This window comes from Nostoc sp. T09, assembly GCF_002154695.1.
GTDB lineage: Bacteria > Cyanobacteriota > Cyanobacteriia > Cyanobacteriales > Nostocaceae > Aulosira.
The window spans coordinates 40,396-55,230 of the sequence record NZ_MTAV01000174.1 but is presented as its reverse complement, the minus strand read 5'-3'; the positions used below and the strand labels follow the sequence as shown (position 1 = coordinate 55,230).

At 40.7% G+C, this 14,835-nt stretch carries 10 protein-coding genes and 1 pseudogene; 5 read left to right on the top strand and 6 right to left on the bottom strand.

Annotated elements, in window-relative coordinates:
• Nucleotides 1-109: 109 nt before the first annotated feature.
• The gene (locus BV372_RS29110) at nucleotides 110-835 is read right to left on the bottom strand and encodes a diacylglycerol/polyprenol kinase family protein (RefSeq protein ID WP_086690087.1); all 726 of its coding nucleotides are present in this window, start codon (nucleotides 833-835) and stop codon (nucleotides 110-112) included.
• A gap of 427 nt (nucleotides 836-1,262) precedes the next feature.
• On the bottom strand, nucleotides 1,263-3,065 hold the full coding sequence (locus tag BV372_RS29100) for a DUF3685 domain-containing protein (RefSeq protein WP_086690082.1): 1,803 nt from the start codon (nucleotides 3,063-3,065) through the stop codon (nucleotides 1,263-1,265).
• A 133-nt stretch (nucleotides 3,066-3,198) separates the two neighbouring features.
• On the opposite strand from BV372_RS29100, the gene BV372_RS29095 reads away from it, so the two are divergent.
• Nucleotides 3,199-6,189 (top strand): pentapeptide repeat-containing protein, encoded by a 2,991-nt coding sequence (locus BV372_RS29095; RefSeq protein WP_086690080.1) that lies wholly within the window; start codon nucleotides 3,199-3,201, stop codon nucleotides 6,187-6,189.
• A gap of 12 nt (nucleotides 6,190-6,201) precedes the next feature.
• Here BV372_RS29095 and BV372_RS29090 read toward each other — a convergent pair whose 3' ends face one another.
• A complete protein-coding gene (locus BV372_RS29090; RefSeq protein ID WP_086690079.1) occupies nucleotides 6,202-6,648 on the bottom strand; it encodes a Fur family transcriptional regulator in 447 nt (148 codons plus the stop codon).
• 1,467 nt (nucleotides 6,649-8,115) lie between these two features.
• Between BV372_RS29090 and BV372_RS29085 the strand changes: the two genes are divergently transcribed.
• Nucleotides 8,116-8,586, top strand: coding sequence for a CRR6 family NdhI maturation factor (locus BV372_RS29085; protein ID WP_086690077.1), 471 nt, complete (start codon nucleotides 8,116-8,118; stop codon nucleotides 8,584-8,586).
• Between the two features lie 85 nt (nucleotides 8,587-8,671).
• On the opposite strand, the gene BV372_RS29080 is transcribed toward BV372_RS29085, so the two are convergent.
• Complete coding sequence (locus tag BV372_RS29080; RefSeq protein WP_086690075.1) at nucleotides 8,672-9,433, bottom strand: hypothetical protein; 762 nt, start codon at nucleotides 9,431-9,433, stop codon at nucleotides 8,672-8,674.
• A 667-nt stretch (nucleotides 9,434-10,100) separates the two neighbouring features.
• Entirely contained in the window at nucleotides 10,101-11,060 is a 960-nt protein-coding gene (locus BV372_RS29075; RefSeq protein WP_086690074.1) for a glycosyltransferase family 9 protein, read from the bottom strand.
• A 69-nt stretch (nucleotides 11,061-11,129) separates the two neighbouring features.
• Between BV372_RS29075 and ispD the strand changes: the two genes are divergently transcribed.
• The 3 genes and pseudogenes from ispD (at nucleotide 11,130) to BV372_RS29060 (ending at nucleotide 13,347) form a co-directional block, all read left to right on the top strand.
• Entirely contained in the window at nucleotides 11,130-11,813 is a 684-nt protein-coding gene (gene ispD, locus BV372_RS29070; RefSeq protein WP_086690072.1) for a 2-C-methyl-D-erythritol 4-phosphate cytidylyltransferase, read from the top strand.
• A 176-nt stretch (nucleotides 11,814-11,989) separates the two neighbouring features.
• Nucleotides 11,990-12,547 (top strand): annotated as a pseudogene (gene scpB / locus BV372_RS29065) (SMC-Scp complex subunit ScpB).
• Between the two features lie 455 nt (nucleotides 12,548-13,002).
• A complete protein-coding gene (locus BV372_RS29060) occupies nucleotides 13,003-13,347 on the top strand; it encodes a DUF760 domain-containing protein (protein ID WP_086690070.1) in 345 nt (114 codons plus the stop codon).
• Nucleotides 13,348-13,399: 52 nt separating this feature from the next.
• Here BV372_RS29060 and BV372_RS29055 read toward each other — a convergent pair whose 3' ends face one another.
• Entirely contained in the window at nucleotides 13,400-14,608 is a 1,209-nt protein-coding gene (locus BV372_RS29055) for an HhoA/HhoB/HtrA family serine endopeptidase (RefSeq protein WP_086690068.1), read from the bottom strand.
• Nucleotides 14,609-14,835 lie beyond the last annotated feature (227 nt).

Genomic DNA, 14,835 nt, shown 5'->3' with positions numbered 1-14,835 from the left:
TTGATTCTCCCCTACTAGTTCATTTGTTCGCGTTGAAAGGGCTGGGTGGGCATTGCCCACTCTACAGATACTACTGAACCGTATTAATGTATAAACATTTAATTACGAATTACGAATTATTAATTAAAACCCATACTACTCCTGCTGTCATTAGCGGAACGCTGAGATTATCTGTACCATGAGGCGAAACTCCCTCAGCTAGCGTTGCCAAAGCACCACTAACAACAGCCGCCAATATTGCTCTATCAACACCATAAGATACTGCTAAAGGACTGAGCGATGAACCAGGTAGTAACAGTAATACCAAAAAAATGGCTGTCGTACTTGATAGAAACATTGCTACTGAACCTTCCCAGGAACGGACAGAATTTCCTACCTGGTATTTATGTTTACCGAAACGTCTACCAATTAATGCCGCCAGTGCGTCTCCCCAAGTCATCGCCATGACTCCAGCTACAGCAATAGGGACACTATCTATTGGGCCAGATGGTCGCCACAGCAGCCCAAACAGCAGTGTTACAGAAATCGCAAAATAGACCGTACCTGGTGAACTGTCATCAGTATCCATTGCACTAACAACTCGGTAACGGTAGAGCAAGTAGTTGACTGCAATAAAGCTAGCAAAAGGTACAATGCCAATTTCCCAGTGGTTAAAAAGCAGAAGTACGCCAAATACCCACATTCCTGCACCAACATGGATAATCTTACGAGTCAGGTTTGGCTTGACATGAAATAGCCGACCTAGCCCTTCACCAAATATCAGTAAACCAATAGCATAAACATAGGATGCTGCCAATCCAATAAAATCGCTATAGCCGATCCAGTTATTATTCATTGCCCAATGCCTTAATTTTATTTTGATTAAGTTGAAATCAATCAACAAAATGCTTGATTACTTTCTCAAAATTCCTTATTGCTTTCTCATTAAGGCATAATGCTTTCTCATTTTGGTGTTTTCCGCAAGTAAAATGGCACATTGCTTACTCAAAATGCTTGATTGCTTTCTCATTTCAGTAAATCGCGTACTCATTTTGATGTTTTCTGCAAGTAAAATGGCATATTGCTTACTCAAAATGCTTGATTGCTTTCTCATTTCAGTAGATCGCGTACTCATTTTGGTGTTTTCCGCAAGTAAACAGGTAAATTGCCTTATCAATATAATTGAATGCTTCCTTATTCAATAAATTTACCTATTCATGACCGAATAGGCGTTTCAGGGTATAAAGATGTAGAGTGTAGGAAGAAGGGATGTAATAGCATCTCTATTCCCTGCTCCCTGTTCCCTTATTGCTCTTACGTTTAAGATTTTTTTCTGTTAACGAAACACTCCCAATCCCTTGGAGAATACCACGACCAATTAAACCCAGACCACGACCGATGACTTGGGTGAGAATGAAAACAATCCCACTCCCGAAAACAGCTAATAGTGATTGTATTCGAGGTGCGATCGCATCGCGAAATTCTAGGAGTAAAGTCATCACCAGCGGTATGTTTGATAATTGTGCTAACTCCTGAGCGCGAGGAGCATAAATTGACGTTTTAGCAATCCCACGCGGTGCAAAGACAAATAGCTCATAGCGGCTTTCAAAAATTGCCCTCGGCTCATTTATATAATTATTTAAGCGGTATTTCCAAGATAAATTATTTCTAAAGCGTTCAATTTCTCTAGTTGAAATCAAACTCCGATCGTAATAAGCTTGTTTAATCAATTCTAAATCTGCTAATGAATTAAGTAGCGGTTGTACTACCCCATTAGCTACCTGAATTAATAAGTTCTCTAAAATCATTAATACTTGTGACTGAGCCTCTGAGCTACCTGCTGGGTAAGAGGTATTATCAACTTGCAAATCTGTTTGAAATAATAAATGTGCAAATAACTCTATGATTAAAGGAATTTTATTAAGAATTTCTGTTTGGACTAGTTGAAAGTTTTGCAGTAATAATCTGACAATTTCTATTTGGCGATCGCCTACTTGCAAACGTGAAAATTTGCCAAAAAAATCTGTAACTGTTACTTGCCACAAATCATGTAATATAGGATTCTTTAAATCATATAATTGATTAATTGGAATTTGCGCAACCCGCAGTTCATCTAATTGTTGAGCCAGCTTTTGGAGAATTAGATAAAGCAATTCTCGTTTTTTATCTTCGCGCAAGATGTCAATTTCTAAAGGGACATCTGTGACATTTTCTAGAGGAAATTGCAACTTAGTAATACAAGATGCAAATAAATTAGATTGCAATGCCCTTGGGCTAAGTAAAGGTGGCGAATTTTGTAGCTGTTGTGAATCTAATGCGGTAATCGCACTACTTGGGGAAGGAATTGTTGGTGGTGGTAATTGTACAGAAGATGGCATAAATTGCTGCTGTTGTTGTCTTTCTGGCGATAAAACTAACATCTGATTCAGCAGCCAACGCGCTGCTAAGAGTTCTCGCCGCCGTCCAGCGAGAATGGCCCTATCCATTACTGGTAGTCCAGGCACTTGCAATTGTGCCGTCACTGACTTGAGGGTGGCTTCAATGTAAGTAATTCCAGACAAACGTAAATTATTTCGCAGCCTAGCGAAAGGGAGTCTTAATTCCTGAGTCCGGAGTGCTGAGTCCTGAGCTTTGAGTGTTGAGTTCTGAGTGTCCATCTCCCCAAACCAAGCGGAACCACCTTGAGCTACTTCTTGCATAGCTGCAACTAATTCAGAAACTGGAGTTCCTTTGGGGCAGTAACCATCTATACCAGCCGCTTTTGCTGCTAGAAGTAGCCCTGGTTCTGTAACGGAACTGAGGAGCAGTACGGGCAGATGGGGGTATAAAGCTTTCAGTTGCCCACAGAGTTGTAACCCTTGTTGTTGCAGCTTGGGAGAACGATTATTCCCTAATTCCAAAATCACTAAATTTACTTGCTTAGGGTCTTGTTTGGCTAGTTCTGCTAAAACCTGTAAAGCAGCAGTATCTGTTTCTACCTCCGCTACTATGAGCGAATTAGGAATTTCTGCCAATGCTACCCGCAGTCCTAAGCGGAAGATCGGGTCTTGGTCAACTAACAATAATCTTAGAGGGCGATCGCTCATAGTTTGCTCAAAAACAGAAACCCTGTTCTTCCCCAGCTACAAAACAACTTCGATACTCTTCATTGTGACTTCTTTGCGCAACCTGAAAAATGGAGCATAATTGCCATAGACAGCCATTAACCTATGTAATTAAATGAACCTTCATATTCGGCATTGGTTAGCGGAAAACTGTATCGAAATACACAGCCTTAGTGGATTGTCAGTGGGGCAAATGGCAGGTGTTGCCTACCGTATTGTTCAGGACATGGAAGTTAAAAGCCTGATGCCATTTGATATTTGTACCCTAACAGAGGTATTGGAACTACCTCTAAAAGCTGTTTGGGAAGAAATTACCGATATTGCTCATTTGACTGAAAATCTACTACGTTATCTCAGCCAAAAAAAACCCTTAAAACGTAATGAGGGTACATGGCTAGTATTTCAAATTGCCTATCTTCATAGTTTGCAACAAGTTCTAGATCAGGAAGTCAGCCTGCAAAAACCTTGGTTAGATCGAGCAATTATCAAGAATCAGGGTGTAAGAGAAAAAGCCGAATCTTCCCTCCAAAGCGCTCACCTGCATGAGTTGTTAAATACACTCAACCCAGGAAAACTAACTGACACTCAAGCGGAACAAGCACTTTCTTTGGTAGCGGACTCATTCCTGGTACAACAAATCAATAATGTGGCTATAGGTTGGTTTGTTGCTAATGGTGCAGAGGAGGTTGAGGCGAAACTGTTAACGCAGCGTTTGTCACACGCACTTCCTGGTTATTTGCTGAAAGTTATTGCGGAGAATCCTGCGCCTCTAGCCCAACTACAAAAATTTGTCCGTTTAGGAAATTCCTTCCCATCCAATTCTGTCACCCTAGAAGCTGAACTAGTAGAAAGCTCTCACAGCCCTACAATAGATGACAAAATTGATGCTTATAGAGAGAGTTACCGAGTTAGGTTACTTCAAAGCCTCGGTCAACCGTTATTTATGGAATCCTTTGCTCTCAAAGATATCTATGTTCCCCTCAAAGGTTTGCCAATACAGGAGGAAAGTAGTTTTGAGCAAGGTCAAAAAATTGGCTCTTCTATTGATTTACAAGCATGGGCGCAGCAACAGCTAGCTGATTTAGAAACTATTGCTGTAATTGAAGCGGAACCTGGTTATGGTAAAACTAGTTTCTGCCAAATTTGGGCAGCAAAGGTAGCATGGGAACTTTATCCTACTTGGATGCCGATTCTGATTCGGCTGCGAGACATAACATACGGTCAAAGTTTAGTAGCAACCCTAAATTCAGTTTTTCCACTAGATTTACAGCTAAATTTTGCTACTTGGTTAAAGCAAGATCATCCTCGCTGTCTTTTGCTGCTTGATGGTTTAGATGAACTACCGCCAACTAAGCAAGCTAACAGGGCAAAAGAGCTTTTTATTCAAGAGTTGCTGAACTTGCAGTTGCAAGGACGACATAAAATTTTATTGACGAGTCGGACAGAAACTTTACAGCAAATTGCCCCCGCATTACCACAGCAATTGAAAAGAATTACCATCCAGCCGTTGGATGTAGAGGATCTCAGATATTGGTTTCAGCAATGGACTACAGTACAATCTTTGCCCGTAGCTCAAAATTACTTTACGTTCTTAAAACAGGCAGGGTTATTTCTCAGAAAATCAAAGTTACCACAACTCTCCGCCTTAGTCCGCCAACCTTTGATGCTGTATTTGTTAGGTGTGCTACACCGTGACGGATTGTTGGATGAGGAAATATTACAATTAGCTGCTAATTCCCAAGAAGCTACAAGCGCACCTCTGTTATGGGAAATTTACCATCGTCTCAATCGATGGTTGTTGGGCTATCCGCTCACAGGTGGTACAAAAACAATGCTCCTGCGCTCAGGGTCGGCTCATATCCACCGTACACCAGAAGCGATCGCCAATTTACTTTCTAATCGCCATCCCCAAGATTTACTTGAGCAAATGCAGGGGATCGCTCTCCAGATTTTACACAGCGATCGCCCTAAAATAAATTTATCTAAAGAATTTTCTCTTCAAACCCTACCGACTTTTTATTTTAGAAGCCAGCATTCATTACTTAGCACTGAATTCACTCACCCTAATTTAGGGGAATATCTTTGCGCTGAAGCTATTGCTGCCCAATTGAAAATCCTAACTCAGCGTCAAGAACCAGCTGATAGTAAATCTACATTCATTCTTGACTCTCCCTCTAGTGTTGCCCAGCACCTTTACAACTTACTCGGTTACGGTATTCTCAGTCAGGAAATAGAAGCACTCGCGATCGAAGGATTGCGCCGTCAGCAAAAGTGGCAATTTTCCTTTGAAGTGTTGTTTCAACGTCTTGAGTCTTTCTGGCGTGACTACTGTCAAGGTCGTTGGTTAGAGGAGGGTATAGCACACAAAGCTTTGACTTATTTCCATACCCTGCAAAACCCTATTAATATCGAACAAATAAATGCAGTCGTAGGACTCAATTTATTTTTATTACTTTGTGCTTGCGATCGCGTAGCTAAAGTCTCTTTTTCACCTTGTGGAAATCATAAAAATTTAGCAGAATTTAATCCCCAAGCGCTGTTCATGCTAATTGGTAGAACAGCAGTGTTATCCGTAAATGCTTTTACAAAACGAGTCAGATCCCATTCCCTCGCTGGTATCAACTTGTCGGGGGCATTTTTGTTACACGTGATGTTAGCTAGGGTAAATCTCAGACAAACTAATTTCTTAGAAGCAGCATTGATGGGTGCGAATTTAGCTGGTGCAAACCTTACAGATGCAAATCTAGCAAGTGCAAACCTCATCGGCGCGAATTTAAGTGGTGCAAACCTCACAGGCGCAAACCTCACAGGCGCAAATCTCACAAGTGCAAACCTCACAGGCGCAAACTTCACAGGCGCAAACTTCACCTACACCTGTTTATGTGATTCTCTTGTATCAGAAGTGCAGAAAGAATATGCAATGTTAAATGGTGCTATTTTCTCTTTAGAAGAGTTTCAACGCTTGAAACGGTTCGTGTCAGAGAACTCTCCCCTAAGTAGCTTTAATTCTGCGGCAAACACAGATATTTATGGGGAAAATATTCTTAATATCGGGTTAATTGAAAGCCAAGAAGATGAACCGACTGTGCCTGTAGATTTACCTTAATTGTTTTTGCGATCAGCTTTCTTGGGCATGGCGGTAACCATAAAAATTAATACTGTAATCAGTAATCCGTACTCCTGTTTGCTGTTCAACTTGGCGGATAAATTCTTCTGGTAGTTCTATATGAACGTCGAGAATTTGATTGGTATCAACGCAGTTGACATGACTATGAGAATCACTGATGTTACCGTATAAACGCCCGTCACAGCGTTCAATACACTCAATGATACCTTGACTGGATAAAGCTTCTAAATTTTGATAGACAGAAGTATGACCGATATCTTTACCTTGCTGGTTCAAGCGATCGTAAATCTCTCTAGCAGAAAGATGTTCATTTGCTTGCCAAAGCAGTTCAAGAATAAAGCGACGCTGACGGCTGACGCGCATTCCTAACAGTTGACACTGCTCAAGAGCATCTTCTAAAGAACGAATTGGTTTTGTAGTTATTGCTTGTTTTTGCATATTTTTAAGTTTGTTAATTGTTGAGGACAATTTTCCCAATTTTAGGTTAATTGATTATTCTTACTTATATGTGAGGATATTACTACTATTAGTCCTTACCTGCGTTATTGCTGGCGATCGCTGCGGGAATTACAGGTGAAGGTAAAGATTTTTTGTTTGTTGAGGTTGTTTTGCCAGTTCTTAATCTAAAACAAACTCATTACAACTTTAGCTTAAATTAGTTGGTAATGTCCACCTAAAAGCAGGTGTGTTCCATGCCCGAATAAAACAGCTATATCCAGTTGCCTAAGCCGGGAACCCTTACAGCAGTTGTTTATAGGGAGTCACTGCGTTGAGCAGATCTACTGACGCAAGTTGCTCCTGTTTGCTTAAATTACAGTCTTACCTCACCATCGCAGTAACTTCGCTACTCCAAGCACCGCAAAAATTCTCAAGGTTTCCCTTTTGTGAACTACTCTGTGTCTATTTTGCGTCTGCCTTTTTTCCTTACCTACACATCAGTTCGCTTGGCGAAAATCAACAATTTTTGTGTTTAATAATTTACACATAAATGATATAAATACGGTTACTTATAGTAGCAATTTATTTTAAACATATGCAAAACTGAAAAGTAATTAATTTATTAAGTAAATCTTAAGTAAATAATTTAGCGATCGTTTGCTGAGCAAAACTAATTTCAACTTTTTTTAATATTTTGCTAAAGAGAAAATTTGCGAAAAAAATCTGAGTATATACTAATTTTTCTTTATTTATCTTCCCCTATTAGCTATTTGTAGTTACTTATCCATCCAGTTGTATAATTCAGTCTACGAATATAATGTAATTAATCTAGAAAAAGAAAATAATAATTTTTGCTTAGCATCATCAAGCAAAAATCGTAATGGAATTAACACGGAAATCATTGCCAAAACCAAGGAAAATTCAGCATATTCACGTATTAACATACCGTCCGCAAATTTACATAATGTCTAACAGGTAAATACAGAAAGCCGAAAATTAAATTGATATTTATTAGAGCCAAATAAGATTTATTTCAGTTTAAGTATTTACTGTGTAATTTTTATGGAGTAGGTAACTAAAGTAAACAAAATTACAAAGGATAAGTATATGCAAAGCACAGAGTTTATACCTTTAGGTATGAACCAGGAATGCATCAATGTTAATGGCATACTCTATAGGGAAATACAAAGCGAAGGTGGCAAGATGTCATTCTTAGCCGTAGACTACCTATCTTTTCAACAGGAGGTCTAGAGGTGAAATGAATGCCAATAACTCTTAAGCAAATGAATTTCCTTTAAATTTCGGCAAATAGACAAAGACGTTATAGGACGCGATATTAATCGCGTCTTTAATTTTGCCCATCAAAATGGCAGCAAATTCACAGCAAATGTAGCGTTGCTACCTGAAAGCTGCTACTGTAAATTGTCAAGCCTACAGTTGAGCATAAAGAAAGTGGCTGCTGAGTCAATGACAATCACGATCGCAATCAATACTGACTCCATTAACAATCTGGATCTGTCGCCCGCCTCAACGGTGATTGAGAAATTCCAAGAGGGAGCAATTGCATCCCACGAACAGCAACTGCGCTTTGATATCAAGTATGACCTGGAACCAGGGGACCCAAGGGAACTTTCAGAGGTTCCTGAGGTGCGGCTGTGGTTTGTCCGTCTAGATGCGAAATATCCCTGGTTACCATTTTTATTAGATTGGAAAGCTGGAGAATTTGCCCGTTATACTGCCATGCTTGTACCGCACCAGTTTAGTGCTAAAGAAGGCATTCAATTTAATCCTGAAGCCTTAGAAATATTTTTGATGCAAAAAATCTTTATTTTAAGTGATTGGCTAAAACAGCAGGGGCTACCTACTCAATCACGACTAAAATCTCTGGCACAAATACTAGGTTACGAATTAGATGACGCTTTCTTTGAAACTTTTTAAGCATTTCATGAGTAATGGAAATATTTGAAACTGTGTCATTTTAGTTTTCCATTACTCATGAGGTTGGTCATAAGTATTTTTGAAATCACTTAAGGCGGCATATAAAGCTTAATGCAGCATTAAAAGCAAATTCCACTGCTTTCGATTTGCTGGGTAAAGCAGCTTGCCATATACGATAATCGTTATATTCAATAATTAAGTTAGCTATATCATCAATTTGAATTTTATTTAGCACATCATATTGAGCAGATTCAAAATCTCTGACTGTACCATTTTTGACTAAAATATCTTGGGCTACTTGAATAAATCCATCTAAAGTTGCTTGCATATATTCTTTGCCCACAGCTTCTGCAAACACAGATGAAGTTTTAAACGCTTTTACTTCTTCAAGCAGCAGATCGGCAATTTCTCTTCCTAATTGATTATTCCAATCATCAGGAAGCTGCATATCTAAATATTCACATTCGTTATCTTTATATTTAAGGTATTCATTAATATCTACAGCAACTTGAGGCAGTTGAGAACCAGCTAATAGTAGTTGCAAAGAATTTGTGGTTGTATTGATAAACGAATCACAGAATATTGTTTCTTCGCCTTCTAGACATTCATATACAAGATAAGTCCAAATACCTGGCTCACAAGCTGCGTCTTTTTTTGCTTGGTAGAAAGTTATAGTTCCGTCTGCTTCACAGTCATAATAAGCATTATGAACATCGGCAAATTTGCAGCGATGTAAGCACTGAAAGTGTAAAATTCTTTTGAAAATTGCAGTTATATGATGAGGCTGGCTTTCAATCTGAATGAAACGCTTGGGACTGCTAAGAAAGCCATGCAATCGAATCGCCATTTATTTTTCCTTTTGATAGCTCAACATAACTCACGGTAAATGCACCTGCCTAAAGACAATAGGCTAACTAAGAAATACTAATTTGGGGTGTTAGATTCACTTATAGGCTGAACAAATTCAATGATTTTAATAACATGCGATCGCCCAAAAGCCGAGTCTCCTCAGTCATTAAGCCTGAGGTTGTTAGTCTTTGTTTTAACGTAAATCTTTGACTATTCATTTCGTAACAACTCTACAAATTATTTGTTTAAAGCAAAATGTGCCTCCAGGTTCAAAAGTTTGAGTAAAATACAGATGATTGGAGTAATTCAAATTGTATTTTTCCCAAAAGTTTGGCGAAACTAACGATTTTCCGCAAAATAAATCTACTTTTCTAAAAACTTTTTTCAGTAAATAAACTTAAATCCGCTACGTAGCGGATTTAATAAATGTAAAGGCGTGAGTTGTTTTGACCGTGAGTTTCCTAGATTTTGATCTGATAATGAGATTGGCAACCCAATCCATTGAGTAACAAAGCGTTCAAATTAGGGGAACTCACCTACAAAGGTAGCTTCCCCTACTGAGAAACCGCAGAAGGTTCGTAGGGTTTGGTTCTGTAGGCTTACAGAACAGTGCAAAAGCTCATCATAAATGCCTTTTGTCTGTAACCTTTTGCGTAGCTGCTGGTTTAGCCACCCCAGATTTTCTCTAAAACTACTTTGGGCGAAATATCTGCCAATTTACTTGTGGAGGATTTGATCGCTAAAAATTTCTCGCTCTTGGGCAATAACTGCGCTGGCTCTGTGGCTCCAAATAAGGCAATGGTATAAGTTTGAACTGCAACGCTAACTTGCAGGGCTACACTGTTAGTAGTTAACATCAAACTTGCACCGCCAACGATCGCAGCCAGCTTGCCGATATTATCTGGGGAAGTCACCTTAATATTTGGACAGGATTCCAAAAGCGATCGCACAATTTGTTCATCCTCAGGTTCTTGAACGAGTACTACAGGCAAATCTGGCTGCTTTTGTTGAAAGTCTTGAATAATTTGCCGCCAGTTTTTCGCAGGATAAATTTTATCTAAATCTTTAGCTGGGGATGATTGGCTAGAGCCAGGATAAATCAAGACATAACCTGTTTCATCGACTCCTAGGCGCTTTTGTTCCTTCTGTGCCCACTCAATATCTGGTTTTGGCACATTCACTGCTAATTCTGGGCAAGGGGAGTTAATGCCCAACTGTTGCAGCAAATCATGGTACACCCCTGCCAAATACTGGGAAGGTTTAAAAGCTATAGTTTGAGTGAGAAACAGTGCTCCTTTACCTTGATAGCCAACGCGTGTGGGAATTCCCGTCAACCAGAGCAAAAGACCCACTAACCAGCTTTGTCCAACAGCAATGGCGACATCGTACTCGCGATCGCGAATCATGCCCACCAAATTACCCCAATCTGCCAAACTGTTACGATCTTTGTAATCAAAGGTCAGTACCTCGTTAATTGACTTGCTGACCCGGTAGGCAGCCTTTGACCGGGGTTCCACTATGACATCGATCTGAGCATTTGGGTAATAACGCTTCAGGTCGTCTAAAGTCGGAAACAAAAGAATTTGGTCGCCAATTCCGCCAGGTACAAGGGCTACTACTCGCATAATATTTATTGACGCTTACTCGCTCCCTATTTTAGGGGAAAATATATAGCCAAAAGATTGAAGAATTCTGTGTATTTACTAATTCCAGCTGCGGGTATAGGACGAAGAATGGGGAGTGACCGCAATAAACTCCTACTAACAGTGCGATCGCAACCGATTATTACTTGGACGCTCAAAGCCGCAGAAGCGGCACATAGCATCAGTTGGATTGGAATTATTTCCCAACCTACTGACTGGGATGACTTAAGGGCAATTCTGGATAACTTAAAGCTGACTAAACCAGTGGAATTAATTCGTGGTGGCTCCACTAGGCAAGAATCTGTTTACAATGGCTTGCAGGCGCTGCCAACCGCCGCCGAGCAAGTTTTGATTCACGATGGCGCTAGATGCCTAGCCACACCAGATTTACTCAATTCCTGTGCCCAAGCCATTCGCCACTGTTCAGGTTTGATTGCCGCGGTACCCGTCAAAGACACGATCAAAGTCGTTGATGAACATGGCATAATCCAAAGTACGCCTGACCGAAGCCAATTATGGGCAGCCCAAACTCCTCAAGGATTTGATGTGAAATTATTGAAACAGTGTCACGCCGAAGGTGTGCGTCAAGGTTGGGAAGTAACTGACGATGCGGCTTTGTTTGAAAAGTGTGGTATCGAAGTCCGAATTGTTCAAGGTGAGGAGACAAATCTCAAAGTTACAACTCCCCAAGATTTAGCGATCGCAGAATTTATCCTCAAAAGCAGAGGTTTGTAAGCTAAAAATCGACGAGGGACGAGCCACAAAGGAAACTAGCAAGGTTCAATCAACCTTGACGTATTTAAATAAATATGATAATATCCCACACACTTGGAACTCGTCTTTCGTCAGGTGTCAGTTGTCAAATACAGATGACGAATGACTAATGACTAATGACTAATGACTAACGACTCATGAATACAGCCACAGCGACGAAGATAGAAGCAATTCTCTATTTAAAGGGTAAGCCCTTGTCGCTCGGTGAAATCGCCGAGTATGCCGCGTGCGATCGGGCTACGGTTGAGGAAGGCATCATTGAACTAATTGACGACTAGGCCCGCCGAGATAGCGCCCTAGAAGTCGTAGAGACACCAAATGGTTATAGTTTGCAACTACGGTCTGATTTTCACGACTTAGTGCAAACACTAATCCCCGTAGAATTAGGTTTAGGTGCATTGCGGACTTTAGCCGCGATCGCCCTCAATAGCCCTATACTCCAAAGCGACTTGATTAACCTGCGGGGTTCGGGAGTGTATCAACACGTTCCTGAACTTGTAGAACTCGGTTTTGTGAGAAAACGCCGAGATAGTGACTCTCGCTCTTACTCGCTACAAGTAACACCGAAATTTCATCAGTATTTTCAAATCGAGCAGCTTCCTCAGATATTAGCTACAAATCAAAAAGAACAACAACTAGAGCTGGATTTAGAACTTAACGCAGAGGCAACAGCAGAAGAAATTGTGGGATTGTGAGCTATTTTTTACACAAAAGCGGCATTCGTACTTATAAAGTAAATAAAAGCCTTTCAACCCCGATCAAGTTATGAGATCATCACTGAGTAATAATTCCTTGATGGTACAGAGCAAGCAGATTTATCTAAGGGGTCAATCCAAAATCTGTCTTGGAAATTTTGCTACGGAGGGAAACCCTCCTGGCAACTTTCCGCAAAATCTAAAATCCAAAATTGTTTGACTACATAATCAAGCAAAGCTCTTCTAGCAGTGCTACTGAAGTATTTACTAAGATCAACACCAAGGCTAGCCAGTAAAGTTGAGCCTAAAAATCCTGATAAATGAGACTTTCTCTACTGTAAATCAGGTAGCAGCCTTCCCCAGGATAGAGTTCATGCCTTATACCAGTGGGGAATGCATTACCCTTGTACTATGGTTTAGAGTAGAATCAGCAACTAAGCTACAAAACACTGCCAATGGAGTTTAATCCTGACTTTCTCAATGACAACTCTGAGGAACAAGCCAACCAGCTTCTAAACGACTACTTTGAGGAAAATCCCAATCAGTTGCTCAAATATCTACAGCACCAGTCGCCTGAAGTTTTAGCTCGCGTTGCCCAGTCCGTAAGCCCTGAAATTAAGCAAATTATTTCGCAAAACGTCCAAGGGCTGGTGGGAATGCTACCTTCAGAAAATTTCAACGTGCAAATCACAACAGATAGGGAAAATCTAGCGGGTCTTTTGGCTTCAGCGATGATGACAGGCTATTTCCTGCGCCAGATGGAACAGAGAATGCAGTTAGATCATTTGTCGAGTCAATAGTCAATTTCTACCCAAAATTTTGGGGCATAGGTTCACTACTTACAACGATGAACTACTTCTTCGGAGGATAAGCCCCTGATTGCACTTTGAATATTTGGGTTTTGCTGTTGCGGCTGACTTCGATTTCTAATATGTCTCCAACTGAACTAGACTCTACTAGCCTCTGTACTTGGGCTGAGGTTTTAACTGGCTTGCGGTTAATTTTTTGAATCACGTCTCCGGGAAGCAGTCCTGCCCGTTTTGCTGGCGAATTGTCCAGGATGCCCTTAATCACAACACCAGCATCCTGCTGGATATTGAGCTGATTTTCTTGATTAATCTGCTGTTTTTTAGCTGGAGAAAGATCTGTCATTTCCACCCCCAGAAAAGGATGTTCTACACGCCCTTTGGTAAATAGTTCATTCGCAATTCGAGCAGCAGTTTCAATGGGGATCGCAAACCCAAGACCTTGAGCATCAGCACGAATAGCCGTGTTGACACCAATAACTTCGCCTTGGGCGTTTAACAAAGGTCCCCCAGAGTTACCGGGGTTAATTGCAGCATCAGTTTGGATAAAGCTAACTCGCTTTTCTGGAACGCCAACTTGAGCGCTAGTGCGATCGGTAGCGCTGATAATGCCAATAGTGACAGTATTATCTAAACCCAAAGGATTACCAATAGCGATCGCCCACTGACCTGGGATTAAGTTTTGCGAATTTCCCAGCTTTACCATAGGCAATTTGTTCGCTGGAATTTTAACTACTGCCACATCTGTGACAGCATCCACTCCCAAAACCTTGCCCTCAAAAGTCCGACCATCCTTGAGGGTGACTTGTACTGTGTCTGTATCTGCAACTACATGAGCATTAGTCAATAATTCCCCATTAGCGCTTAATATGAATCCCGACCCTGTACCGCGTTCAATTCGCTCTTCCGGAATTGGTTGCTCATCTTCACCGAAGAAACGACGCAGTAGGGGATTTTTTAACGCGTCGGAAATTGGATTTGCTACTTTGCGGGTGGCATTAATTCGCACTACAGCTGGGCCGACTTTTTGCACAGCTGTGGCAATAAAATTCACATTATCGCCCCCAGTCGCGCCAACAGGTCCGCTCCCAGGATTAGGAGCTACGGATTCTGGAGGCAAAGCAACTGTAACATTTTTTAGTTCTTGAAAAGAGTAACGTTTTGGCAGGAGATAGCGACTACCTAACCAACCTGCACCGCCACCGATTATCAGTAAAGATATATAGACGGCCAGTTGCTTTAAAGATAACTTCATAATAATTCCGCTTTAATGACAGCAATGCAGTTGCTAATTTCTAAGTTTAGTCAAGCAAACAGCAAGTGGACAGATCAATTTGACAGAACAGTCAAGAAAAACTGAAAAAAATAAGTAATTCTTCTTTCTCTTCATAGCGCTTAAGCATACTTAGAGGGAACTACTAGCCCCCAGTCCGCTTCTAATCTTCAATACCCAATTTAAAATCTAGAATTAACGCTCTCTTT